The 24,712-nt window shown below is 43.1% G+C and carries 22 protein-coding genes and 1 pseudogene; 8 read left to right on the forward strand and 15 right to left on the reverse strand.

Annotated features, from left to right (window positions below):
• Window positions 1–65 precede the first annotated feature (65 nt).
• A complete protein-coding gene (ilvC, locus tag H5073_RS08300; protein ID WP_182678797.1) occupies window positions 66–1,544 on the reverse strand; it encodes a ketol-acid reductoisomerase in 1,479 nt (492 codons plus the stop codon).
• Between the two features lie 206 nt (window positions 1,545–1,750).
• On the opposite strand from ilvC, the gene ilvY reads away from it, so the two are divergent.
• Window positions 1,751–2,632: an HTH-type transcriptional activator IlvY gene (gene ilvY, locus H5073_RS08305; protein WP_182678799.1), complete on the forward strand. Its 882-nt coding sequence runs from the start codon at window positions 1,751–1,753 to the stop codon at window positions 2,630–2,632.
• 30 nt (window positions 2,633–2,662) lie between these two features.
• Here ilvY and H5073_RS08310 read toward each other — a convergent pair whose 3' ends face one another.
• The 3 genes from H5073_RS08310 to rph form a co-directional block, all read right to left on the reverse strand.
• Complete coding sequence (locus H5073_RS08310) at window positions 2,663–3,970, reverse strand: hemolysin family protein (protein WP_182678801.1); 1,308 nt, start codon at window positions 3,968–3,970, stop codon at window positions 2,663–2,665.
• Between the two features lie 346 nt (window positions 3,971–4,316).
• Window positions 4,317–4,958 carry an orotate phosphoribosyltransferase gene (gene pyrE / locus H5073_RS08315; protein ID WP_182678803.1) on the reverse strand — a complete coding sequence of 214 codons (642 nt, stop codon included), beginning with the start codon at window positions 4,956–4,958 and terminating at the stop codon, window positions 4,317–4,319.
• Window positions 4,959–5,030: 72 nt separating this feature from the next.
• Window positions 5,031–5,744 (reverse strand): ribonuclease PH, encoded by a 714-nt coding sequence (rph, locus tag H5073_RS08320; RefSeq protein WP_182678805.1) that lies wholly within the window; start codon window positions 5,742–5,744, stop codon window positions 5,031–5,033.
• A gap of 186 nt (window positions 5,745–5,930) precedes the next feature.
• Between rph and H5073_RS08325 the strand changes: the two genes are divergently transcribed.
• The 4 genes from H5073_RS08325 (at window position 5,931) to H5073_RS08340 (ending at window position 10,062) form a co-directional block, all read left to right on the forward strand.
• Window positions 5,931–6,794: a YicC/YloC family endoribonuclease gene (locus tag H5073_RS08325; protein ID WP_182678807.1), complete on the forward strand. Its 864-nt coding sequence runs from the start codon at window positions 5,931–5,933 to the stop codon at window positions 6,792–6,794.
• 825 nt (window positions 6,795–7,619) lie between these two features.
• Window positions 7,620–7,952 (forward strand): hypothetical protein, encoded by a 333-nt coding sequence (locus tag H5073_RS08330; protein WP_259394853.1) that lies wholly within the window; start codon window positions 7,620–7,622, stop codon window positions 7,950–7,952.
• 253 nt (window positions 7,953–8,205) lie between these two features.
• The gene (locus H5073_RS08335) at window positions 8,206–8,418 is read left to right on the forward strand and encodes a hypothetical protein (protein ID WP_182678808.1); all 213 of its coding nucleotides are present in this window, start codon (window positions 8,206–8,208) and stop codon (window positions 8,416–8,418) included.
• A 99-nt stretch (window positions 8,419–8,517) separates the two neighbouring features.
• On the forward strand, window positions 8,518–10,062 hold the full coding sequence (locus tag H5073_RS08340) for a DNA cytosine methyltransferase (RefSeq protein WP_182678810.1): 1,545 nt from the start codon (window positions 8,518–8,520) through the stop codon (window positions 10,060–10,062).
• A 48-nt stretch (window positions 10,063–10,110) separates the two neighbouring features.
• Here H5073_RS08340 and H5073_RS08345 read toward each other — a convergent pair whose 3' ends face one another.
• The 5 genes from H5073_RS08345 to H5073_RS08365 all read right to left on the reverse strand — a co-directional run bounded on the left by H5073_RS08345 (window position 10,111) and on the right by H5073_RS08365 (window position 17,768).
• Window positions 10,111–12,189: an AIPR family protein gene (locus tag H5073_RS08345; protein ID WP_182678812.1), complete on the reverse strand. Its 2,079-nt coding sequence runs from the start codon at window positions 12,187–12,189 to the stop codon at window positions 10,111–10,113.
• Window positions 12,190–12,191: 2 nt separating this feature from the next.
• Entirely contained in the window at window positions 12,192–13,142 is a 951-nt protein-coding gene (locus H5073_RS08350) for a PD-(D/E)XK motif protein (RefSeq protein ID WP_182678813.1), read from the reverse strand.
• Window positions 13,135–15,849 (reverse strand): Z1 domain-containing protein, encoded by a 2,715-nt coding sequence (locus H5073_RS08355; RefSeq protein ID WP_182678815.1) that lies wholly within the window; start codon window positions 15,847–15,849, stop codon window positions 13,135–13,137. The genes H5073_RS08350 and H5073_RS08355 overlap by 8 nt, the downstream gene beginning before the upstream one ends.
• Window positions 15,842–17,347: an ATP-binding protein gene (locus H5073_RS08360; protein WP_182678817.1), complete on the reverse strand. Its 1,506-nt coding sequence runs from the start codon at window positions 17,345–17,347 to the stop codon at window positions 15,842–15,844. The genes H5073_RS08355 and H5073_RS08360 overlap by 8 nt, the downstream gene beginning before the upstream one ends.
• A 178-nt stretch (window positions 17,348–17,525) precedes the next feature.
• Window positions 17,526–17,768, reverse strand: a complete 243-nt coding sequence (locus H5073_RS08365) for an AlpA family transcriptional regulator (protein WP_182678819.1) — start codon at window positions 17,766–17,768, stop codon at window positions 17,526–17,528.
• A 654-nt stretch (window positions 17,769–18,422) separates the two neighbouring features.
• On the opposite strand from H5073_RS08365, the gene H5073_RS08370 reads away from it, so the two are divergent.
• Both H5073_RS08370 and H5073_RS08375 read left to right on the forward strand, forming a co-directional pair.
• Window positions 18,423–19,736 (forward strand): ATP-binding protein, encoded by a 1,314-nt coding sequence (locus tag H5073_RS08370; RefSeq protein ID WP_182678821.1) that lies wholly within the window; start codon window positions 18,423–18,425, stop codon window positions 19,734–19,736.
• A gap of 58 nt (window positions 19,737–19,794) precedes the next feature.
• Window positions 19,795–19,914: pseudogene (locus H5073_RS08375) on the forward strand (multidrug MFS transporter); the annotation flags it as partial.
• Between the two features lie 48 nt (window positions 19,915–19,962).
• Here the strand turns inward: H5073_RS08375 and H5073_RS08380 are convergent.
• A complete protein-coding gene (locus H5073_RS08380; RefSeq protein WP_182678825.1) occupies window positions 19,963–21,054 on the reverse strand; it encodes a branched-chain amino acid aminotransferase in 1,092 nt (363 codons plus the stop codon).
• Window positions 21,055–21,182: 128 nt separating this feature from the next.
• Window positions 21,183–21,533, reverse strand: coding sequence for a RidA family protein (locus tag H5073_RS08385; protein WP_182678827.1), 351 nt, complete (start codon window positions 21,531–21,533; stop codon window positions 21,183–21,185).
• A gap of 305 nt (window positions 21,534–21,838) precedes the next feature.
• Between H5073_RS08385 and H5073_RS08390 the strand changes: the two genes are divergently transcribed.
• Window positions 21,839–22,039, forward strand: coding sequence for a cell division protein ZapB (locus H5073_RS08390; protein ID WP_182678829.1), 201 nt, complete (start codon window positions 21,839–21,841; stop codon window positions 22,037–22,039).
• Here H5073_RS08390 and H5073_RS08395 read toward each other — a convergent pair.
• From H5073_RS08395 to H5073_RS08410, 4 genes are all read right to left on the reverse strand, one after another.
• A complete protein-coding gene (locus H5073_RS08395) occupies window positions 22,036–22,245 on the reverse strand; it encodes a DUF1107 domain-containing protein (RefSeq protein WP_182678831.1) in 210 nt (69 codons plus the stop codon). The genes H5073_RS08390 and H5073_RS08395 overlap by 4 nt on opposite strands.
• A 379-nt stretch (window positions 22,246–22,624) precedes the next feature.
• Entirely contained in the window at window positions 22,625–23,236 is a 612-nt protein-coding gene (locus tag H5073_RS08400; protein WP_182678832.1) for a thiol:disulfide interchange protein DsbA/DsbL, read from the reverse strand.
• Window positions 23,237–23,392: 156 nt separating this feature from the next.
• Complete coding sequence (locus tag H5073_RS08405; RefSeq protein ID WP_182678834.1) at window positions 23,393–24,382, reverse strand: serine/threonine protein kinase; 990 nt, start codon at window positions 24,380–24,382, stop codon at window positions 23,393–23,395.
• On the reverse strand, window positions 24,375–24,692 hold the full coding sequence (locus H5073_RS08410; RefSeq protein WP_182678876.1) for a DUF3630 family protein: 318 nt from the start codon (window positions 24,690–24,692) through the stop codon (window positions 24,375–24,377). Before H5073_RS08410 ends, H5073_RS08405 begins: the two co-directional genes overlap by 8 nt.
• Window positions 24,693–24,712 lie beyond the last annotated feature (20 nt).

A 24,712-nucleotide genomic window follows, 5' to 3' on the forward strand; every position in this document is an offset into this window, starting at 1 on the left:
TCTGTTTTTAAAAGGCAACACATATTAAAAAATTAATCCAATTAACGACATTTCTCCTTTGATCATTAGCTCGCCGCAATGTCTTTCATTTGGGTCATATAGCCGCGAAGCTTAGCACCAATACGTTCAACGCCAGTGTGACGCACCGCCTGATTGACCTGTATAAGTTTTTGATTATCAACCTTATTACTTATGTTACCTAAGCCTTTACCCAACAGCTCAGCAGGCATGGCATTAACGTAATCCCTAAGTAGCGGTACGGCTGCATGGTTAAATAGATAACAGCCATATTCGGCGGTATCTGAAATCACCACGTTCATCTCATACAGGCGTTTGCGCGCTATGGTGTTGGCAATAAGCGGCGTCTCGTGCAGCGATTCATAATAGGCCGACTCTTCCACTATGCCTGCTGCTACCATGGTATCAAACGCTAACTCAACGCCAGCTTTTATCATGGCCACCAAGAAGATGCCTTTATCAAAGTAATCTTGCTCATCGATGTGTTCGACACTTGTAGGGGCATTCTCAAAGCCTGTGTCCGATGTTTCGGCGCGCCAGCGCAGTAAGTTGGCATCATCATTAGCCCAATCGGCCATCATGTTGCGAGAAAACTCACCGCTGATGATGTCATCCATGTGCTTTTCAAATAACGGCTTAAGTAGTACTTTTAATTCTTCTGCGGTATCGAAGGCTTTGATTTTGGCAGGGTTGGATAACCTGTCCATCATGTGGGTGATGCCGCCATGTTTTAACGCTTCTGTGACTGTCTCCCAGCCTTGTTGAATAAGCTTGGCGGCGTAACCAGGTTCAACGCCGTCACTGAGCATTTTTTCATAACCTAAGATGGCGCCCGTTTGCAGCATGCCGCACAAAATGGTTTGCTCGCCCATGAGATCAGATTTTACTTCCGCCACAAAGGATGACAATAACACCCCAGCTCTGTCACCGCCGGTGGCGCTAGCATAAGCCTTAGCGATGGCAAGCCCGTCACCATTTGGGTCGTTCTCTGGGTGCACTGCAATTAAGGTCGGTACACCAAAACCGCGCTTGTATTCTTCACGAACTTCTGTGCCTGGGCACTTAGGGGCCACCATCACAACAGTTAAATCTTTGCGTACTTGCATGCCTTCTTCGACGATATTAAAGCCGTGGGAATAGGACAAGGTCGCGCCCTGCTTCATCAGGGGCATTATGGTGTTAACCACGTTCGAATGCTGCTTGTCTGGGGTAAGGTTTAGCACCAGATCCGCATCGGGGATAAGCGCTTCAAAGGTGCCCACTCTAAAGCCATTATCTGTGGCTTTTTGCCATGAGGCGCGCTTTTCACTGATGGCGGCACTGCGTAAGGCAAAGGCGATATTAAGGCCTGAATCACGCATATTTAGGCCCTGATTTAGCCCCTGTGCGCCGCAACCTAAGATGACAATATTCCAACCTTTAAGGTGCTCGCAGCCTTGAGCGAACTCGCTCTGATCCATAAAGCGGCACTGTGCCAATTGCGCCAATTGCTGGCGTAAATTTAGTGAATTGAAATAGTTAGCCATCTGCGTCTTCCTCTGATCAAATCTACCCATTCAAACTCGCTCATATTGGCAAGCTTGAAAAATGGAGCCGAGCCATTAACTCAGCCTATGCTCTGACTATAGCCCAAGCTTGTTATTGCTTAAAATGATATAAAAGGAATTTGATGTTGCATTTTTTGCAACCAAAGGCACAATAAAATCTCTTACCTTGTTTGGAATGCTCACCGATGGATATTCGCAGCCTAAAACTCTACCTGCATTTATGCGACAGCTTGCACTTTGCTAAAACTGCCGAGCAGATGCACATGAGCCCTTCAACCTTAAGCCGCACCTTGCAGCGCCTAGAGGATGAAGTGGGTGGTAAGCTTTTTGAGCGTGATAATCGCAGTGTGACCCTTACCCATGCAGGCAAAGAGTTTAAATTATTTGCCGAGCACACCTTAAGCCAATGGCTCAACCTTAAAGGCAAGGTCGACCCACAACAAGCCCAGCTTCATGGTCAGTTAAGCTTGTATTGCTCGGTCACCGCCGCATACAGTCACTTGCCTAAACTGCTGGATCGCTTTCGAAGTATTCACCCCAATGTGGATATCAAGCTCGCCACCGGCGATGCTGCCAATGCCGTGAATGAGCTTAATCGCAATCGCGCTGACATTGCCATCATAGCCCTGCCTGATAACCTCGCCAGCAGCCTGCATTTCACCGCCATTGATAAGGTGCCTTTAAGCCTCATCGCGCCGACAATCACTTGCCCAGTGCAGCAGGAAATTAGCCAGCAAAGCATTGCTTGGCAAGATTTGCCTTATATCGTGCCTGAGCATGGCCCCGGGCGCCAAAGGGCCGATAATTGGTTTAAAGCCATGGGCTTTAAACCCCATATTTATGCTCAAGTGGCCGGCCAAGAAGCCATTGCCTCTATGGTGGCTTTAGGTTGCGGGGTCGCGATTAGCCCAGAGGTGGTCGTTGGGAACAGCCCAGTGCGGGATCGCATTCAAATGTTGGCCTCGCCAATTGCCATTCCTGCTTTTGAGTTAGGATTTTGCTGCAAGAAAAAACGCCTTGAAGAAGCTGTCCTCAAGGCGTTTTTAGCAAGCTGGGCGATAGAATAAAGCTAGGATAGAGAAATGGCTATTTCAGCCTTATTCTTCCTCAAGCTCACCGTCTGGAATGCGGGTTACTAGCAGTTGGTCCACCTTGTAGGAGTCGATATCCACCACTTCAAATTTGTAACCGGCAAAGTTGACAAAATCAGTGCGCTTAGGGATTTTTCTTAGCATGTACATCATAAAACCCGCTATGGTTTCATAGTTCTGATTCTGTGGAAATTCTTCAATGCCAAAGGCGCGCATTACATCAGTTATGGGGGTCACACCGTCCACCAGCCAAGAATTATTGTCCCTAGCAACGATTTGCTCTTCACTCTCATGCAGTGACCAGGCACCCATAACCGCACTTTGTAAATCATTGGTGGTCACTATGCCTACCACTAGGGCGTATTCATTCATCACCACCGCAAAGTCAGCTCTGTTACTCTTAAAGTAATCCATTGATTCTGATAGGCTTAATGTATCTGGAATAATCAAACAGTTATGCACCAAAGAATCATTCATCAGGGTGATTTTCTCACCGTTGATCACTTTTAGCAGCAGCTCTTTCGCATCCACATAGCCTTTGATCATGTCTAACTGACCATCACAGACGAGGAATTTATTGTGAGGATCGACGGTTATCTTACGCTTGATCTCTTCTTCATTATCTTGCATTAAGAAGTAAACCAAACTTTCACGGGCTGTCATGGCTGAGGTGACTGACACAGACTGCATTTCAAACACATTCTCCATCATCTGCTGGCCGCCCTTGTCGAGCACCCCAGCTTCGGTACCAGCACTCATCACGGCATAAATATCATCATGGGTAACTTGGTCGTTACGGGCCGTCGGCACTTGCAGTAATTTAAAAATAAGATTTGCCGTACCATTAAAAAACCACACTAAGGGTTTTAAAAAAGTGATGCAAAAAACAATCGGGGTCACTAAGGTGACGGCCACTTGCTCAGGGATAACCATAGCGATGCGCTTAGGCATTAAGTCGGCGAACAGGATAAACAGCGCGGTAACGAACACAAATGACATCACAAAGCTGGTTTGCCCCAACCACTCTATGCTGAGCCAAGGTTCGAGTAAGTCGTAAAAATACGGCCTGAAGGCAGCTTCGCCCACAATCCCCCCCATGATGGCCACGGCATTAAGGCCGATTTGCACCACAGTAAAAAAACTGCCGGGATGTAGCTGTAATTTAAGGACTTTATCTGCGCGTATATCACCTTCATCAGCCATCTGCTGCAGGCGAATTTTACGGGAAGCCGCAAGGGCAATTTCTGACATGGAGAAAAAACAACTTATTCCAATTAACACTAGAATAATCAACAAACTATCTGTAACACTCATGATACACCTGCATCCACTCCCCAGAGGGAATAGAAAATATAATAGTGCTGACCTAACGGGTTAGGACAAGTCACTTTTGGGGGCTAGCTCAATATTATTTTGTTCAATCTTAGCGTATCAACACAGCCTTTATAGATTAACTGAGTTGATTAAAAACGGCGCAATTATACTCGAGCGCTTTAATAGCGCCTAGCAAAAGTTAGCGCCCTTGCTCACAAGTTCGACCTCTAGCATAGGCTGAGTTCTGCCCATAAATGGCTGCAGCGCGGAATAAGCTGCAGCTATTGGACTAGCCTCAGCTGCGGATAATAACTGCATATCAAACGGCTCTTAACCCGAGTTGAGGTCAAATACCATATTGCTCGCGGTAGGCGCTGACGCTAGCAAGCTCGGCTTCCATGCCAGGTTTTGCCGACAAATACTGGATTAAATCAGCAAGCTTAACGATAGACACTATCTTACAGCCAAAATCTCGCTCAACTTCTTGAATCGCCGATAACTCACCCTTGCCTTTCTCTTGCCTGTCCAACGCAATCAACACCCCAGCCAGCGTTGCTTGATGGGCTTGAATAATATCCATGGACTCACGAATAGCAGTACCTGCAGTAATCACATCATCCACCAGCATGACTCTGCCTGTAAGCTCGCTACCCACTAAGCTGCCGCCCTCACCATGGGTTTTAGCTTCTTTGCGGTTAAAGCAATAAGGCACGTCACGTTGGTGGTGATCGTTAAGCGCCACCGCTGTGGTGGTCGCAATGGGGATGCCCTTATAAGCGGGGCCAAACAACAAGTCGAACTCGATACCCGCATCCATTAAGGCTGCGGCGTAAAAGCGCCCTAGGCGCGCCAAGTCGCCACCTGTATTAAATAAACCGGCATTAAAAAAGTAAGGGCTAGTACGGCCAGACTTTAAGGTGAATTCACCAAATCTTAATACCTTACGCGCTAAAGCGAACTCAATAAACGCTACTTGATACTCTTTCACTCTGACTCCTCACTGTTTCTATTGGCTTTAAAAGGGTAAAAAAAAGGGACCCATAAGGCCCCTAACTACTGATTAATTCAATGCGCTTTTCTGCACATCGACGATCTCACGAATACTGTTTTTCGCCAGACCCAATAACTCGTTTAACTCTTCGTGGCTGAATGGTTCACCCTCTGCAGTGCCCTGCACTTCGATGATTTTACCGGTTTCAGTCATCACCACGTTCATATCCGTTTCAGCAGCGCTGTCTTCTAAATATTCTAAGTCGCTAATGGCTTCGCCTTTATAGATGCCAACACTAACAGCAGCAATTAAGAACTTAAGCGGGTTAGACTTGATAATGTTCTTAGCGCGAGCCCAGTTAAGTGCATCGACCATAGCCACGCAAGCACCGGTAATGGCCGCAGTACGAGTACCACCATCGGCTTGAATGACATCACAATCGATAACGATAGTGTTTTCACCTAGGGCCTTCATGTCAACGGCGGCGCGCAATGAACGGCCGATTAAACGCTGAATTTCCTGAGTACGACCAGACTGCTTACCACGAGCGGCTTCTCTGTCCATACGGCTGTGAGTCGAGCGTGGTAACATGCCATATTCCGCCGTTACCCAACCTTGGCCTTGACCCTTAAGAAAACGCGGTACGCCTTCGGTGAAGCTCGCAGTACAAAGAACCTTAGTCTCACCAAATTCCACCAACACTGAACCTTCAGCATGGGCAGTAAAATTACGAGTAATAGTGATAGGGCGAGTTTGTTCTGGGGTACGTTTACTTGGGCGCATGAAAAGTCCTGTGGGCTGTGTCATATTCTGGGCGCACATTATAGAGCTTAGTGCCGCGATATACCATGTTAGTGGCAAATTCTCTTAACGCCTTAACTCTACAAGGGAAAAAGACTATAATCAGCCCTCACTTACCCATTTGCATCTAGCGCTTAGCATTGCGCCGCCAATCACAGGGATAAACCAATGATCCAAAGTATGACAGCTTATGCTCGTATCGAGCACAAAGCCCAATGGGGCACGGCCTCATGGGAAATTCGTTCAGTCAACCAGCGCTACCTAGAAACTTACCTGCGCCTCCCTGAGCAATTTAGAAGCTTTGAGCCTGTCCTCAGGGATCGTCTGCGTAAACGCCTCAATCGCGGCAAAATCGAAGTCAATCTACGTTATGAGTTAACCGACAATTCCAGCAATGAGTTGCAACTGAATCAACCGCTCGCCAAGCAGCTACTGAATGCCGCCAACTGGCTAAAACAAGAAGCTGGTCAAGGCGAAGTGAGCCTTACAGATATACTGCGTTGGCCCGGTGTGCTCGCCAGCGCCGAGCAAGACATGGATGCCATCGGCGCAGAACTGATGACCGCCTTTGACTCTGCCATAGATCAATTCATCGAAGCTCGCGGCCGTGAAGGCGCAGCCATAAAAGACATGCTGCTCACCCGTTTAGATGGCGTTACAGAGCAAATCGCTGCGGTGCGCACTCACATGCCAACGGTAATGCAATACCAGCGTGACAAGCTCACCAACCGGTTAGCCGAAATTAGCGGTGAGCTAGACCCCGCCCGCATCGAACAAGAAATGGTGCTGTTAGCTCAAAAGCAAGACGTCGCCGAAGAAATGGACCGGCTTGAAGCCCACGTGGTTGAAGCCCGCCGCATCCTCAAAAAAGGCGGCAGCGAAGGTCGCCGTTTAGATTTTATGATGCAAGAATTCAACCGCGAATCAAACACCTTAGCCTCAAAATCCATCAGCACTGAAATCACCGCCGCCGCGGTAGAACTTAAAGTGCTAATCGAGCAAATGAGGGAGCAAATTCAAAATGTTGAGTAATGTTTTAGCGCTCACGCTAGAACATTAACAAGCCTAAAAATCCGATAAAGCCTCAATTTTTGAGGCTTTTTTGTTTCGGTTTGCTGCCATTGCTGTTTATTCGCAGCGTTTTACCTCGAGATGAAAGTAGTTTGTAAATTGCCTCAATTGTCATCAGAGTCGGCATTAAACAACTTACTTGTTGTATCAATTAGAGAATACAACTTAAAGGTTGTTTTATGATTAGAAAAATGACCCTAATCAGCTCACCTTATGAGTTGATTAAACCCCCTATTCGCATCATAGCGTGATGCGAATAATCGCTTTGTTTGAATCAAGAGTTGAATCAAGAGTTGAATCAATAGATGGATAAACAAGGCATCTATCCTGACACAGGGAGAAAAAAAGCCAGTATCAACACTTAGGCAACATAAGTAGCAACACAAGCAGCGCGACCGCTACCCGTCACATTAGCATGCTTGTGCTGTGACTTAGAGAATGGGCTGCTTGGTGAAATCAGACTCAGGTGGACGCAGTACCCGTTATCACTTAAAAGACTAACGAGGGGAATGATGCCATCTGCAAGTGTCGAGGGATACAATGCGTCAAATCAGAAGTGAAATTATGAAGGCGTTCGGAGTTCTGTTAACGCCAAGCAGTGCTAAAACCAACTAAGACGGGAGGTAGCGCACTTTGCAGCAACAGCATAAACCACTGATTTCAAATGAAAATATGTCAAGGCGCAGTTTTTCACATCGAATTCAATTTTCACTAAAACATCAGCTGAAAAACCTATAAAAAACACACTGTGGACTATAATTATACTAACCGCTAAAACGGAGAAATATGATGATGCAGCAGCATTTACCCGCTTTTGACACTCAGTTTAGTTTAGGATTTAGCCCCCATAATTATCCATTTTTAATTGATAATAGTTACGCTAACGACACTTGTGTCAGCTTCTATTTTAAACAAGCTGGCCAATACAACATATTATGGGTAGATCATGAACAGCCGAGCGAGCGCGAAATAGCAGGTGCGCGTTACACTATCGAGTCGGCCACCAATGAAGGCACTGATGAGTATCCGGAAATCTATGCAGGGTCTGAAGCCGTTAGCCTTTTTGAGTGCGAAAAACCTGAACACCTTATCGCTTATCTTAATCAAATATCCTTGTAGTAAACCCACCCACCACATCGCCCTCTGCAACACGCCGTAAACCCATCCATGGGGGCTTGACGAAAACATCCTGTTTTCAACAGTTGCCTATGCCAACATGGCAGGCTCTAGCAGTTTCATCTTAATCAATCCGGAGAATCAACCTCAGTATCATCACCTCTAATGTTTCAAGAAGCCTATGTGACTCATAGTCCGTGGATTTCCTTGTCTATTACGGCGACAATAAAGCATAGATTTTATTGGAGCTAACACCATGTGGGATGATCCATATACAGCAGTGATTGAAGAGACTATTAATGGTTTTGAGGTTTATATCGAACCCAATCCCGACCAATACCGAGGAGGCTATCTTTGGTCAGTCTCCAAAGATGGGGAAGAGTTAGATACAGGCTTGGAGTTCAGCCTTGAACACGCTTTAACCAGTGTAAACCTTTGTATTAACTATTTTGTCCTTGGGAGCGAATAAAACAAACTTAATATCGATAGATCACCATTCAATGATTGATAGCTTTGACATACCTGGTATGATTGCACACAATTATAGTTAGGTTAAGTGCGTTAAATTATGAAAGCTGGTGTTCTTGTTATTGATCTCTTCGCGGGACCTGGCGGACTAGGTGAAGGGATTTCTTCATGTACTGATGAAAAAGGCCATAAGCCATTTCAAATCGGCATATCTGTAGAAAAAGAACCTTCAGCACACAAAACACTTACCACTAGAGCTTTATTTAGAAAGCTTGCTAATAATCCTGCGGCTAAACAACATTATTACGATTATGTTCAAGGTAAAATTAGCCGAGAGCAATTGTTTACTTTCCACCCTGATGAAGCCCAAGCCGCACAGGAAGAAACGCTGGAAGCACCTCGAGCTTTAGGCCAAGACAATGAGTTAATTCATGCTCGAATCAGAGAACTTGTAAGCCAGCATAAAGGGCCAAAAGTCGTGATTGGCGGCCCACCATGTCAAGCCTATTCATTAGCTGGACGCTCAAGAAATGCCGGTATCAAAGACTATAAAGCAGAAAAAGATGAGCGTCATTTTCTGTATATGGAATACTTGAAAGTACTCACTATCGCGCAACCAGACATTTTTGTAATGGAAAATGTTAGAGGTATTTTGTCTGCAAAATTGAATGGTAAAGTGATGTTCCCACAGATACTTAAAGATCTGAGGAACCCTGGGCGGGTAACTAAAATAAAAGATACTGCAAACTATAGAATATATTCTTTAGTCGTTGATGCTGATAATCCCAAAAATCCTCAATACCCTAATTCTGCAGATTTTTTAATTCGATCGGAACAATATGGCATACCTCAAGCGAGACACAGAGTCATTTTGCTTGGTGTGCGTGATGATATTGAGGCGATACCACAAGCCCTAAAGAAAGCTAAAGAAGCTATAACAGTTAAATCGGTACTTGGTGATCTCCCGCCCTTAAGAAGTGGATTTTCCAAGCAAAAAGATGACACAACTCAATGGCAACACACTATCACTAAGCACTCAACGCAACTGATAACATTATTTCAAAAGCACTACCCATTAGAAGCAGTCAAAGCGTTAGATTTGACACCTCTTTCGAATTTACCGCGTTCTTCAACTATCCATGCTGATATTGATAATTGTCAAATCCCTCAACCATTACAAGACTGGCTAATAGATGATGACTTAGGATATGTGCTAAACCATGCAACTCGTGGACATATTGAGGCTGATTTATTGAGATACGCATTTTGTGCTGCACACGCACAATTAAATAATGGAGTATCACCTAAATCACGTGACTTCCCTGAAGAGCTAGCTCCAGAGCATAAAAACTGGACAACTGGCACTCATGCAGATCGTTTCAGGGTTCAATCTGCCAATAAATATGCCACAACTGTAACCAGTCATATCTCGAAAGACGGCCATTATTTTGTGCATTACGATCCAAAGCAATGCCGCAGTTTAACGGTACGTGAAGCCGCAAGATTACAAACATTTCCAGATAATTACATTTTCGAAGGGACAAGAACACAGCAATATGTCCAGGTAGGAAATGCAGTACCGCCGTTTTTGGCGCAGCAAATTGGTGAAGTTGTTTTACAATTATTATCCATTGAATCTTTTTAAAAAGATGGCGGTATATTACTAAAAATTTCACCGCCAATATTTATTACATCATTTACCATTCAAAGCTGTAAAACCTTCTACTTTCAACTTCTTAAGCGCCTCAATCGCAATTTCACATTGCTTTGGTGATGGTATTTTTAAAGGAATTGCTGCACAAATTTCAATAATACTATTCTCCCTGGGTGTGAGCATTCCTCGCTCTTTTGCCCAGCTTTTAGCATCACTCCAAAACTCTTTACCTAGATTAAAAACTTCAAGCTCTACATTTATACTGTCATCTAACGCCTTTTCAGCTTTTACTTCTCTAACTTTTTCATCGGCTAGCTCTGAAGGAATGATTACACTTCTAAAGGTGTCGTTAAGAAGAGATTCACTCTCCGTTAATCTTTGCCAGCAAAGTGGTTTCTTTGCCCATTCACTGAAGTTCCTAATTCCTTCTGGAGGGGTAGTGATAATATTTTGAGCCAACTTTCCAGCTATCAACAATGAGGTTTTTAATGCATCTGGGATTTGTTGCATTTTCCAGATAAGGTCAAGATCTATAACCATAGTTACGCTTTTAGCATCATGTACAAGCTTTGAAATTGCATATGTTACAATATTGGCTCGATAACCACCTTCGTACCATTCCGCTGAAGAAACAAGCTTTTCAGTTTCCCTGAACATGATAGTTTTAGCAATCAACCTCTTAAACCAAACCTCATTAAAAGCAGAACCCTCTTTCCCCCAATTCTTACCTATTTTTTTAGCAAACTCTGAGAAGTTTTTTTGTGCACCAAGGCTTACAATATGGGGACAACACAACCAAGTATTTTCATATTTTGCCAGATCAGTTTTAGTAAAAAACTGTTTCCTTGGGTATTCTTTATCAAATTTTGTGCGTTCAGTTTGCGTTCTTCTACTTCTTTCATCTGCAAATTGGCCTCTAGCTCGCTCATAAAACCATTTTGTTTCTCGATAACTGTCTGAACCTGCGGGGGATAAAATGCGTCGAGATAATTCCTCGATACGTATATGAAATGGGTGATTAGCAAAAAAATCAGCAGCATTTACTTTATTCTGACTGTTTGCATATTCAGATATTCTTGGAACAACTTCTTCAGAACACTCTTTAGGAGTTAGAGTTAACTTCATTTGCACGAATACTTGTTGAATTTGTTCTTTGAGAGTTTTACTCGCTGTATATAAAGACGCGGTAGTCTGGCCACCATTAACTATTTGAAGATTATTAACACTAGTTAATTGATAGCCAGTCTCTGTTTTTTCTATCTCAACACTATCAGCCGTTGCACTTAACCCATTGTTATAAGAAAAAAACATATGAGGTTCATCGCGAATGGTATCCCGTATTCCTTTATTCACTTTCCCCCTAACTTGGAGGAAACTCCTAACATTAGCTTCGAGCAGCCTAGGCCCCCATTTATCATAAATTTCAGCAAGCTGTTTTCCTGGAATGACTGCAAGGTAACTCTCAAGTGCATCGTTACCGCCAGATGCTTTGAGTAAAGGTATACCGCCGCCAAAATCTTCTTTAAAATTAATGACTGTGTCAGCTCTAACTTGCCCTTGCTCCATAAAACGCTTAAGACGCTTAATATCCCAAATGCTTAATGTTATTGGCTTTCCGTCGATAACTTCAAAGTTATCTGCATCTGTTCTTGCTCTATAGTCACCGTTAGAAACGATAATAAATTTAACTTTTTCTACGCTATACCATGTTGCTTTAATTAAATCAGCAAGGCCGAAACCGGGACTAGTTTCCTCAAGCTTATCTCTAAATCGGTCATCTAAACTCGCGTTTAAAAACCTAAAAAGCTTTTGAGATAATTTTTGTGCATGCTCTTTATATAAGGGACGTATTTCTTTATCTAAAGTGAAATCACACAAAATTAAACTAAGGATCCCATCACTTTCTCTAGGGTCTCCCCCATAACCATCAATCTGCGCAATACCACGTGAATATGAACTTTCATGAAAAGCTCTGTTTGCGTTTTCGATTTCCCCCGCTTCACTCAGTAGATCACCTGCTTTTTCAAAGAATGCTTCTACTGTTACTAGGCCCAATGCATCAGCATCGCCTTGCACATCAGCTATAAACTGGAGATTGAATTCTGCTAATTCTGTCATTTCTAAAAGCACTCTCGAATAGATTCAAAAATATTGTTACTCAATTGAAAAGGGGTGCAGGCATCTAAAGATATTGAGTATCTTGCATTTTGCACTCCCAGTGGTAACGGGCAGGGTATCCTTGGAAAACCATCTATCACCTCAAAGTAAGAAGTAGATCGTATCAGCCAACGACGGTCATCGTATTTATTTTGAGGATCATAACCAGTTGAATAAATTACATCTTCCCATTTAGTATAAATATGGTGTTCTTCTTGAAATAAAGAGTCAGTCAAATTTACATAGTCATGAAGTGTAATGCCTTCAGGCACAATGGCAGACTCTACATTTGTCACATTTAGAAAAAGACGCCCACCATCAAAATCTGCTAACTGATCTGCTGATGAAATAGAAACTGAAGGAACTGCAGCACTTCTTCTAGTTTTTACTTCAACACAGCATCCAATAAATTCAAAATCTTTTGGAGCTCCCGAAGGCCCCTTCCAAGCCTCAATCGCCGTATTAGCTCCAAAAGTAACTACTAAATCTCGCAGAAAAGCTAACTCACCAATAAGGCCTCGTTGTTCTTCAACAGAAAGGCCGTCCGAATGTCCAGCTCGCAGAAGGTGGTGCCACCTTTTCGTGCGATGGATGACTCTAGACAATGCTTCATCAAGATTTTTAGCTTCCTCACCTGATTTAACGACATCCCTGCAAAGAGTTTCAAAAAGCTCTGCTTGACTGCTTTCTTTGAGTGCGATTACAAGTGCCAATCGTCCTGATATTATTCTGAAACTAGCAATGATATTTTTGAGTTCAGGAAGCTTAAGCTTACTTTCTGGCTCAGTTGGAAGTCTAAGCATGAGTCCTGGCATTCCGTTTTCAACAACAACCCAGAAAAAATCATAGTGGCCATTGTTATTTACTCTTCTGGCATTACTGGGATCTAAGCCTTTCCAAGGAGAGTTATCCATTTAACTCATCCTCAGCCCCTTCATCAGTGTCGTCCTCACCATAAAGCTCTTTATAGCGCTGAGTGTTAACGATATATGCAACCTTTTCTGAGGCTTTTTTTGAGATAGGTAGGCTAATTCCCCATGCTACAACAGGCTCATTTGGAAGTAATGCAGCTTCCTTATAGTTTTCTTTACCTTTCGGAGCAATTGCCTGTACAAAATGCAAAACAAATAAAGGCTTAGTTCTCACTTGCCGGTATATTGAATCAGGATAATTACTCTTTAAGTTATCCTTTTCATAATTATTTTCAGCAATAAGGGCCATATCAGGATCGACACCAGCTTTTTCGATTCCTCGTGATGCGACCCTCATTTTTTTGCCACTAAAAGACATAAATCCATGTTGCAAATCATCGAGATTAACGGCTCGATTAGTAGGGACTATATTAACTCCGAGAGTTGAGTCTGCCTCTCCCTTTTGTAAACTAGGGATCAATAGGTCCCATGATGCTAATTCATCTTCTTTACGTGCACTAATATAACTCCGTACTGGAGCCGTTGCTGTCATCACACTTTCCGGAACATTACTCCAGCCAACTAGAAAGTCATCGATATAAGTGACAGGTAAATCATGAACCAATAAGCCCCACTGAGTCTTTTTTATGTCAAAGCCATCATGTTTCAATTTTGAAATTAGCACCTTAGCCGCAATTAGGTTCGTATTTAACTCTGCCTTATTTGTATGGACCTTCGCTGTTTCTATAAACTTATTTGATAGCCCTATAAGAGTTGTAACCTCTCTCCCTGCTCCCATCTTATTTTTAGCAGTTACTAATAATGAGGCAGGATGACTGCGAACTGCGAGACCAAAATCTTCAGGCGTTGCTTTAGCCTGTTCCATTAATTTTAGTTCAGCATGAAGCTCTTCTGCTGCGTTAGCTATAAATGCATACCACCCCATCGCGTCATCAGGCATCCAGATACGGCATAGATCTTCGTATCCATTTCTATAGCCGAACCACCGTCCCATCTGCATCAACGTGTCGTACATCATGGTATTACGCAAAAACCATGTGACAGTTAGCCCTTCAAGTGTCAATCCCCTAGATAATGAGAAACCACCTACAGCAATGACAGTTTGCCCTCTTTCACCTGTCTCTGAATAATTTAAATCATTGGCCTTGCTGTTTACTTCAACAACTTTGGCTGACGCTATTGAATCAAAAATTGAACATTGGATATCTGCCCACCTAAATTCGGTATCAGCATACTCTCTATCCCATACATCAAAGATGGCTTTTATTTCAGGATCATTTAATGCATTAGAAGATGAGGAATTCATCCTTAGAGAGTTTTGAATGCGTTCTAGTGCTTCATGAAGTCGATTTCTCAGTTTGCTCTGAACAGCGGTGAATCGGCTAGCATTAACTAGCATGGAACAGTGTGAAGTGGATTGGCCCCTTAAGTTTCTAATTGCACGTGATAAAAGGAAAGCGCGTAATGCAAATAAAAGTGAACTAGGTAATTGAATTAAGTCATGGTCAATCTTATGTTTTATCGGAAAAATATCTTCATTATCAGAAATATCACGTAACCACGTAGGTTCCCCTTCATCAGGTAACCCATCGATAAAGATTTTCTTGTGCCCAAAATAGTTGGTAGGAGCATCTAAGCCGATGATAAAATCTTTAGGAAACAAGTCTTGCTCGTGTATCTCATGGGTTTCATCCGGATCTATGAAGATATTTGCAAAAGGTGTCGCTGTATAACCCACGTAACAACTTCGATGGAACATCTTCAAAAGATCACGTATTTGACCATTAATTTTTGTTACAAGCTGATTACTGTACTTAGTATTAATCGATGCATTATCAGCCTCATCATCAATCAACAACATTGGTTGATCTATCATTTCTCTATCACCGCGAGCACTATTATCCTTGAGCCATTCCAGCAAGTTTTTAAGTGTACTGTGATTTTTCTTTATGACTAAAACAACAGGCACTCTATACGAATCTATTTCGCTGGTATTTGTTGAGGCTGTAGGTTTATTAAAATCTCTTGTAATGTTTGTTAGGCTTACTGGGGTTCGACTTTGATCAAACAAGCCAACACCTATAACATGTTTTGCATTCCCACTTTTCTTATCAGATACCTTGCCTGTATCACGACCAATAAAACCTTCATCAATTCGAGCTTGAGTTTGATTACGTAGGTTATTGTGTATTCCTGCTACAACAATAATAAGGCGGTAACCTGCATCAGCAGCTTTACAAATTAAGCCTGTATAATTTGCAGTTTTTCCACTTTGAACATGGCCAACGACCATCCCTCGTCGATCCCAGGGCGTATGCTCTTTAGGGTTTCCTAAGCGACCAAGTAACTTATCCGTTACGATGTCTGTACCCGTTACTACATCTCTTGGTAAGCCACTTTGCAACAGCAGTTTCTCGTATCTTTTCCAGTAAAATGGTTCAATATTTGATTTTGCATCATCTAACCATGGCTTAAACTCTTTACTATCAACAACTGAACCTAGCCCAACATTAATACCTTGCTTTGATTCGACCTCTCGCGCTATTGATTCAATATCTTCCTCACTAAGAGTAAGGTCAACAATAGCTGCAATTCCTTTTACAAAGCTTCTCAATTCATCTTCTGATTTACGGGGTTGATTAAAGAGCCCAGATTCAACCATGTTTAATACTTGTTGTCTGCTATTCATAAACCTTTTCCTTAAGGTAATTTGTGACTAATCGCTCTGCTACTTCCCAATTCGATTGCAACAAAGGGTAATTTTGAAGTGTGTCTTTAACTCGCTCCCGAGTGATACCGTTAGCCAACAACACTTCCGTGAGATCAATTACGACCTGATTTAAATCTGATTCAGCTGTCTGCAAAGCAACTATTGATTCCGCATTCCCCACCAGCTCGGCATGTAGCGCATCGATAGGTAAGCCTGCAGCGATTAACCGAATACAGCGCTCAAACCCCTCTTTAAACTCAATCGGTAGACATTTTGAATAAGCTTGAAATACTGGGTGGTCTATATTCGGTTTAAAGTGTATTTTTCCTTCTACTTGTACTCTATTCCAAATGGGGTGCATAGTGCTTTCAACCAGTCTTTGACCTCTACTTCGATAAGTCCTTTTCGACGTTCCAACAAAACGCTCAACCACTCGCATAAGTCGCTCTCGCACTAAAGGAGGTAATTGTGCCGATGACTTCTTCACGTCAATTTTCCATTGAGAATCCATTGTATTAGGAATATCGATAGCAATGCGGCTTAATTTCGTTAATTCTGTTTGCTTCGCAAGCCCAAGCCAGCTACCTGCTATTATTAGCCTATTTTCTCGATAGATATATAATCCTTGAGATTTTAGGTGCCCTTCAGGTCCGCCAAGCTCATCCCAATCTGTTTGCGACATTTTTTTGTAATGTGGAATAGTGTAACTACGAATACGTACATCACCGTTAGATAAATGAATTGTATCTTCTGGATCTTTCTGAGTTGCTGGATGAGATGAGGCCGTGGGATCTAAGGGAGTAAGCTGACGAGCATTAAGGCTCAATTGAATTTGCGGTTTATTGCTTTCAAGAAATCGATGAAAAGTAAGTCTTAAATGACGTTCAGCAAGAGAGAATTCTGCATTCATATTCTCGGTTATCTTAGCTACCGAGCCAACTTCTCCGACTAGACGATCTAACTTTTGCCAGACTACAACCGTCCCCTTATCTTCAAGTAAATCATAACCTAATTGATTCTCAAAATGATCAAATACCTCTAAAGTCCATGAGTTTGTTTTAGCGACTAAATCTAAGTCCCACCGGGCACAAGAACTAATACCGTCACGTTTGCTCATTACAGTAAGTGAACGACATTGAGAAAAACTCGCACTTTTTAAACCAAGACCAAATCGTCCAAGTTCAAAAGGTTTCCTCTCAATAGTAGGGCTTTTAGACCCTAACCTCATAGCTTCTAACAACTCTCCTTCAGTCATTCCATGCCCGTTATCCGCAATAATAACCGATGGATTATTAGAAACTGAATCGACAACAAGACGGATACAATTAGCATCAGCAGAAATGGAGTTATCTATTATATCAGCCAACGCAGTTTTAAGGCTGTAGCCAAAGTCTCTATGCCCTTCAATCAGTGATGAAGCATAAGGAGTTGCATCTACGTGGCGAACAGAGTCATATTTGTTTGAGGTCATATCCATTGATTCACAACTTTATTTGCCAGTGTATCTTATGTTTTGCAGCCTATCACCATTGCCTATTATGGCCAACAATTCTTCGTGAGAAATGTAAGCGAACCTATGATTTGCAATACTTTTTACCTCTATTCACAAGAGGAAATCTATAATATATATTCGTAGTAATATTTACTTGTTTAATTCAATCTAAAGTCGACGTGAAAATAACTAAGAAATTACCAAGTTCACAATGCAAATCCCTTTCTTCTATCCTTTCTAAGATCCAATCTTGCACTTCACTCTCTACCCAGGCAACAGCTCTCAAGCCTAGGCTTACAGGCTTTGGAAATTGGTTTTCGGCTATGTAGTTGTAAACGGTTGATCGCCCTAGGCCGGTGCAATCCATCACTGCTTTTAATTTGATTAGCTTTTTGTTAGGTAACATTTCTGAGCTCCTGGTTATTGTCTCATTCAATAACCAGTGCCAGTAATTTTTAACTCGCTGCCGCCTCCTTCAACATCCTTTCACATCAGCCGAGGCTGACGAGCCTTCATGGACGACTTTGGTTTACACAGAAGGCAGCGTGTCGGAGAGACAAGCATCATGGTTAGCCAGTACTACAAGGTTCCTGTTAAACACCTACTTGCTTGAGCTGTTATAGCTAATTGCTAACCCCAAACCCACAAGGCAGACTATGGCTACTTGGTGAGCAGACCATCAGCCTCATGGCCGCTCTTTGGCGTCTGATCTACATGGAAGTGGGAAATGCCATTAAGATAATCGGAACATCATTGACCATGCCATCGCGGCATTTGTGAGTCCTTTCACATCAGACGGGGCTGCCGACTTAAGTTTAAATCAAGTGCCATGAGTTTCTGCAGCACACCTAACAAAACACTTTTACGCGCGTAAAACTGCCACAAATCACACTTTTATGCGCATAAAAGTGCGAGCTTAAACATTTTATGGCGCATAAAAGTGCGAGCTTAAACATTTTATGGCGCATAAAAGTGCGGACTTACACATTTTATTGCGCATAAAAGTGTGGTCATTGCTATACTCTTCGCTATAAATGCACCCTCTCGGTAAAAAGCAAAGATGCAGCGTACGTTATTAGACTCATTGATAGCATGGAAAAATCAGCCTATGCGTAAACCATTGCTGATTGATGGTGCTCGCCAAACGGGTAAAACCTTCTTACTGAAAACGCTTTTCGGTAAAACATTTACCCATGTATTGCGCATAGACTTTCTGGAAAACCCGGCCTACAAAGAAGCCTTCGATGGCTCACTTTCGCCAGATGAGTTATTGATGAACCTTGAGCTTATCACCAACCAATCCTTTAACCCCGAAACAGACTTACTGATTCTGGATGAGATTGGCGAGTGTGAACGCGCTGTTACTTCTCTTAAATATTTTGCAGAAAAAGCACCGACCTACTTTGTTGCAGCAAGCGGCTCAAACATAGGTTTGCTTAACACCTTTCCGGTTGGCAAGGTCGAGCAATACAATTTACGTCCTTTGACCTTCCAAGAATTTATTTATGCATCCAAAGAAGCGCCCTTGATCAAGGCATTTGATACACAAGTGAACTCGCCTGCAGCCCACAGCAAATTAATGGATAAACTCACGGATTATTTTTTTACTGGCGGTATGCCTGAGGCTGTTGCCGCCTGGTATCAATTCAAAGATATCAGCATTTTGGAACGCGTTGAAAAGGTGAATAAAATACATTCTGACTTAGTCGCTGGATACCAACGTGACTTTGGTAAGTATGCCGGTAAAGTGGATGCGACCCTGATAGAATCCGTTTTTAATAGCATCCCAGCGCAGCTTTCTTTGGTGATGGATGATTCTGTTAAACGCTTTAAGTTTAAAAACGTTCACGAGCGTAAATCTCGCTACAGCGATTTTGAAACGGCTATTCACTGGCTAAGATGCTGCCGTTTAGCCCTAGCTAACTACGCCATTGAAGGCACAGCCAAAGCGCCACTTGCCGCCTACAAAAAAGACAATAGGGTTAAGTTGTTTCTGTTTGATGTGGGCTTGCTTAACCATATGCTCCGCTGCAGCTATAAAGAAATAAAGCAACAAAGCTATGAGTACAAGGGCTACATTGCTGAAAACTTTGTCCAACAAGAGCTCACCGCCATGGGCGTTGACCCGAGTTACTCTTGGAATGATGCACGAGCAGAAGTCGAGTTCATTGTCTCAAATGATGAAGGTGCCATTTTCCCAATTGAAGTAAAAAGCGGTAAACGCACGCGCGCTAAATCGCTGGCATCCTATATAGACAAATGTGCACCGAGCAAAACATTCAAACTAACTGGCACCCAGGGTTCTTCAGCATTAGAGCAAACCAATATAGTGATGCCGTTATATTACACCCAATACTTACCTTCAAAATGGTAACTGAAATCTCCATCCTAAATTTAACCAGCCACACAGGGTTAAATTTTCACACAGGCTTTTACATCACTTCAACAATGTTGAAGCTGTGTTCATCGCTTCAGAGGCGGCATTAATGCAAGTTGATGGTATAGGCAAGCAGAAAGCCAAAAAGATCCGTGAAATCCTAACCCACAGCTGAATTAAACAAAAAAAGACGCCGAGGCGTCTTTTTTGTGTTAGGCCTAGGTTATTTTGCTAGCCTTGGCACTTGTTTTACCCAACCTTCTGGTGCAGGGCTGTTACCTTTTTGCAAGTCAGTGTAGAGCTTGTAGATGCGCTGCGTAAACGGGCCAACTTTGCCATCACCCACAGTCACAATACGGCCATCTTCAAAAATGTATGAGCCAACAGCTGATACCACAGCTGCGGTGCCAAAACCGCCGGCCTCAACGATGTCGCCAGACTCAATATCGGCGATAAATTTATCCAACATTACGGTTTCTTGCCTAACTTCACAGCCTAATAAATGCCCGAGCTCGAGCATGGATTTTGAGGTGATTGATTGCAATATGGTATCGGTAAAGCTTGGGATGATCACTGTGCCATCTTTAAGCACGTGAAAGTGATTCATGGCGCCCACTTCTTCAATCTGAGTATTGCTGGCATCAAGATACAATACTTGAGCTGCACCGTATTCGGCGGCGGCTTTACCGGCTCGCAATGACGCCGCATAGTTACCCGCCGCTTTTGAGGCGCCAGTGCCACCCGCTACCGCGCGGTGAAACTTCTTACTGATAAGTAAACGAATAGCATTGTTTACGCCTGTGGCATAGTAAGCGCCGCTTGGGCTCATAATGACGCAGAAGGTGTATTTCTGGCTTGGGCTCACTGACAATCTGTCTTCGGTTGCAAAAATAAATGGCCGAATATACAAACAGGCGCCGTCTTGCTGTGGGAACCACAGTCTATCCACATCGATCAGTGCATTAATTGCCGCCAGTTGCATCTCTTCAGGCAGATTAGGAATACAGACGATATCCGCTGAACGATTCATGCGCTCGGCATTCTTGTTCAATCTAAAAGTATAGATTTCACCGTCTTGATGCATAAAGGCTTTGGCGCCTTCAAAAATGGACTGCCCATAATGCAGCGACATAGCACCAGGCGCCATCTCGAACGGGCCATAAGGCACAATACGCGGATCGCGCCATTCACCGTCACTGTAATCCATCATAAACATGTGATCGGTTCTTAAGCTGCCAAAGCCCAAATTACCTTCTGGAATAAAAGCTTGTGTACGACGCTCTGAAACTGGTTTTAAGTTATATTTTATGTCCATTGCATACCACCTTTAAGTCTATGCTTGCAGCCTATGGAGGCTTGATAATAAAGTCAAGCAATCGGCTTAAAAGCGCGGATTAATAAGCGTCACGCCCAGTGCACAATCTGTTGCCGCTGGTATCTAAATTAAGGCTTAATCGCGGCAATCACGGATATTTCTACCTTATACTCAGGTTCTGCAATGGCGGCCTCAACACAGGCTCGAGCTGGCGCACACCCTTGTGGCACCCAGGCATCCCAAACCAAATTCATCTCATGGTAGTCTTGCATGTCCTTGAGGTAGATGGTGGCCGATAGCATTTGCTCACGGTTACTGCCCGCTTGCAATAATAAGACGTCGACCTCTTCTAGCATGGTGCGTGTTTGCTCAGTAATATCGCTGAACTTATCTTTGGCAACTTGACCACATAAATAGACGCTATTGTTATGGATAACTATGCTGCTCATGCGGGCGCTAACATCAAGACGTTGGATCATGTTTTCTCCAATAAATTCGGTAAATTAACAGTTTGAATTTGAGTCTATCAAATGCTTTGCTATAGACACCAAAGTTTATTCAGCAGATAGGGATATCAAAGTAAGGAAGCAAAAGCCCAGCCCAATATGCATAAAAAATGCGCAAAAAGTCACAACTACGACGCCGAAGGCACTGGCCAGCATCGAAAACACCACTAATTAAGTATTTTATTGAGTTTTTTTTACCTGCAGGCAGCTAAAGGCTATTACTAACGCCTAAGTCACTGTTAAAATCGGCATTCCATCCAGAAACTATAGGACTCCCCATGAGCCTCGAATTACTGTCCCAACTGGAAACCAAAATCCAGGCCACGCTTGAAAACATTGAGCTACTAAAAATGGAGCTTGAAGAAGAAAAGCAAAAGAGCCAAATCTTGGCTGAAAAGAATCAAAAGTTACAACAAGACCTCAACTCTTGGAGTGACAAGGTAAACGGTCTTGTTGGCCTGCTTAACAACGAAATCTAAACCGCACTCGTTTGCTGTTGAGATTCAATTAATGCATTAAGCTCACAAATAGCCTGCTTCACTTTTGGCAGGCTTTTTTTCGGCAGTAAAAAACGGCCTTTCTCAAATTCCAGTCGCCCCAAATCTTGTACCCAGACTACACCCGTTAAAAATATCCGCGCATGCTTTACGATGAGCTTAGGCGCATAAACAGGAAACATCCTCATATAACCTCCGTATCAATATTGTCTGCATTGCTCCCTTGTAGGCTTATTCATCTCTAACCCATTAATTCATCAATGCAGGGCGCAGACAAGCCATTTAAAGGTAACAAGTCAGTTGACTAACATCCTGTTTGACCATGGGGTTTAAGCTAGAGTTCATTTTTAGCGGTATTTTTTGCTCTTTTTATCCTCATAAAAAATAACGTAAAATTGACGCTTGCCAATTTTTTGACACTCTGCTAAATTACACTGGTTACTCAGGGTAAAAACGAGTCATTTGACTCATCTCCGTATTGTCTCTTTTGAGCATACGGTTTTTTTTTGGCTTTTTTTGGCCAACAAAAAAGGCGCCTAGGCGCCTTTAGTGATTCAGTATAGCTGGTTATTTGAGCTTAGCTAAATGATAAGCAATGGCTATCACTTCATCAAAAGATTTAACCGCACCTGTTTCAACACGGTATTTTCCGTTAACCACCAATGATGGTACGCCTGATAATTTTGCATTTTCAGTGTCACGCTTCATTTTTGACATTTGAGCGTTCACCATGAATGAATTGGCCGCAGCATCAAAATCTTTGCCTTCAATGCCATTAGCCACAAACAAGGCGCGCACATCATCGCGATTGACTAAGCGCTTACGCTCGTCATGAATGGCGGTAAATATTGCCGCTTCCATTTTTTCATCTACGTTTAACTGATGAGCAACAGCATAGGCACGAGATAATTCAACACCCATTTCACGACCAATAAACTCAACATGTGATTGGTTAAATGCTACGCCTTCTGGCAGAGTCTGTTTGATCTTTGGCACCACAGTTTTAGAAAAGTTGTAACAGTGGCCGCAAAAAAATGAGAAAAACTCAGTAATTTCAGGTTTTTCTGTAGCAGGGCCCTCGTTAATAACAGTGTAATGTACGCCTTCTTTATAATCGGCGGCCAAGGCTGACAGTGGAGCGAGTAGTAGCGCTGCGGCCATAAGTAATGCTTTTTTCATGTAACTTCCTTCTTTATTCAACGCTAAAATGTCATGGTTTGTTATCTAAGGTCTTTGGAGCTTTCAAGATAAATTTTTCAAACCTTATCATAATCCTAAACTTAAGCTAAGCTCAATCACCAAACATGAAGTAAGTTTAACCAAGTGTTTCTGTCACTAATAAGCTTGCAAACTCAGCGGCGCTTCATTTAAGGCACTTAGCTGCTCTTTAAAGCTCAATGTCTGCTGCTCCCAATACTTTACATCACCAAACCAAGGAAAGTTCATCGGAAAAGCACCATCAGACCAACGCTTTGCAAGCCAGGCATTATAGTGCAGCATTCGTAAAGCTCGCAGCGGCTCAATAAGTGCCAGCTGACGCATATCAAAATCACAAAACTCTTGATAGCCCTCTAGCAGCACATCCAGTTGCAGTAATTGCTGCTGCCTGTCACCGGTTACCATCATCCATAAGTCTTGGATCGCCGGGCCTTGGCGGGCATCATCTAAGTCAACAAACCCTGGGCCATCTGGAGTCCATAGAATATTACCTGGGTGCAAATCACCATGTAACCGTATGGTGTTGAAATTATGCCGCTGCCAAATGGTTTGAGTTTTCGCCAGCACTTGTTCGGCGACGGTAAAAAACGCCTCTGCCATCCCAGCTGACACCATGCCTGATTGGCGTAAATAAGCCAAAGGCTCAACCCCCAAAATCTGTGGATTAAGCCCCTCACGGTGGGCGAACTTCTGCTTTGCGGCGTATTGATGAATACGGCCAACAAAACGCCCCACTGCTTCAAGCTGATCTAGGTTATCCACCTCAAAAGCACGCCCGCCTATGGAGGGAAACAGGGTAAACATAAAGCCTTTGTAATGGTGCAACGACTTGCCATCAAACACACAAGGGGCTGCCACTGGAATATCTTCCGCCGCCAATGCCAGGGCATAATCATGCTCTTCTTGGATTTGCGCTTCACTCCAGCGCTCAGGGCGGTAGTACTTCACCACATAACGCTTGCCATCATCACAACGAAATTGATACACACGGTTTTCGTAGCTATTAAGCGCCAATAAGCCGCTATCAGGATAAATTCCTAGGCTCTCAATGCCATCGAGAATAAGTTCTGGCGTCAATGCTTGAAAATGAAACGCGACATCAGTCATGGGCGCTGATTCCTTGGGTAATTAATGGCTGTAGCAAGCTGGCAAGGTATTGCAATACATCGAACTCGGCGGCATTTTGAGTCGATATCCAGCAGATATCACCGTAAAACTCATAGTTAAGCCACAGCTGCGAACCTTCGAAGTCCAATAGCCATTGGTGTCTATCTGCGCCCCATTGACGCTCGCGAACTTGGCAATCAAGCGCCTTTGCCAAAGGTTCTGCAAACTCTTCGAAAGCTTCAAAGTCAATATCAGCTTCAATAAGCAGACTCAAAGCCTGTTGGTTCAATTGTACGGACGCTAATCTGATCACTTAGCTGGCTTCCTTAA

Origin of the sequence: Shewanella sp. SR44-3, from assembly GCF_014163735.1 — a bacterium.
In the GTDB taxonomy this organism is placed as follows: domain Bacteria; phylum Pseudomonadota; class Gammaproteobacteria; order Enterobacterales; family Shewanellaceae; genus Shewanella.

Excerpts from the sequence above, each read along its gene's own strand:
- ilvC (WP_182678797.1), bottom strand. The coding sequence starts at position 1,544 with ATGGCTAACTATTTCAATTCACTAAATTTACGCCAGCAATTGGCGCAA.
- ilvY (WP_182678799.1), top strand. The coding sequence starts at position 1,751 with ATGGATATTCGCAGCCTAAAACTCTACCTGCATTTATGCGACAGCTTG.
- H5073_RS08310 (WP_182678801.1), bottom strand. The coding sequence starts at position 3,970 with ATGAGTGTTACAGATAGTTTGTTGATTATTCTAGTGTTAATTGGAATA.
- rph (WP_182678805.1), bottom strand. The coding sequence starts at position 5,744 with ATGCGCCCAAGTAAACGTACCCCAGAACAAACTCGCCCTATCACTATT.
- H5073_RS08325 (WP_182678807.1), top strand. The coding sequence starts at position 5,931 with ATGATCCAAAGTATGACAGCTTATGCTCGTATCGAGCACAAAGCCCAA.
- H5073_RS08330 (WP_259394853.1), top strand. The coding sequence starts at position 7,620 with ATGATGATGCAGCAGCATTTACCCGCTTTTGACACTCAGTTTAGTTTA.
- H5073_RS08335 (WP_182678808.1), top strand. The coding sequence starts at position 8,206 with ATGTGGGATGATCCATATACAGCAGTGATTGAAGAGACTATTAATGGT.
- H5073_RS08340 (WP_182678810.1), top strand. The coding sequence starts at position 8,518 with ATGAAAGCTGGTGTTCTTGTTATTGATCTCTTCGCGGGACCTGGCGGA.
- H5073_RS08345 (WP_182678812.1), bottom strand. The coding sequence starts at position 12,189 with ATGACAGAATTAGCAGAATTCAATCTCCAGTTTATAGCTGATGTGCAA.
- H5073_RS08350 (WP_182678813.1), bottom strand. The coding sequence starts at position 13,142 with ATGGATAACTCTCCTTGGAAAGGCTTAGATCCCAGTAATGCCAGAAGA.
- H5073_RS08355 (WP_182678815.1), bottom strand. The coding sequence starts at position 15,849 with ATGAATAGCAGACAACAAGTATTAAACATGGTTGAATCTGGGCTCTTT.
- H5073_RS08360 (WP_182678817.1), bottom strand. The coding sequence starts at position 17,347 with ATGGATATGACCTCAAACAAATATGACTCTGTTCGCCACGTAGATGCA.
- H5073_RS08365 (WP_182678819.1), bottom strand. The coding sequence starts at position 17,768 with ATGTTACCTAACAAAAAGCTAATCAAATTAAAAGCAGTGATGGATTGC.
- H5073_RS08370 (WP_182678821.1), top strand. The coding sequence starts at position 18,423 with ATGCAGCGTACGTTATTAGACTCATTGATAGCATGGAAAAATCAGCCT.
- H5073_RS08380 (WP_182678825.1), bottom strand. The coding sequence starts at position 21,054 with ATGGACATAAAATATAACTTAAAACCAGTTTCAGAGCGTCGTACACAA.
- H5073_RS08385 (WP_182678827.1), bottom strand. The coding sequence starts at position 21,533 with ATGATCCAACGTCTTGATGTTAGCGCCCGCATGAGCAGCATAGTTATC.
- H5073_RS08390 (WP_182678829.1), top strand. The coding sequence starts at position 21,839 with ATGAGCCTCGAATTACTGTCCCAACTGGAAACCAAAATCCAGGCCACG.
- H5073_RS08395 (WP_182678831.1), bottom strand. The coding sequence starts at position 22,245 with ATGAGGATGTTTCCTGTTTATGCGCCTAAGCTCATCGTAAAGCATGCG.
- H5073_RS08400 (WP_182678832.1), bottom strand. The coding sequence starts at position 23,236 with ATGAAAAAAGCATTACTTATGGCCGCAGCGCTACTACTCGCTCCACTG.
- H5073_RS08405 (WP_182678834.1), bottom strand. The coding sequence starts at position 24,382 with ATGACTGATGTCGCGTTTCATTTTCAAGCATTGACGCCAGAACTTATT.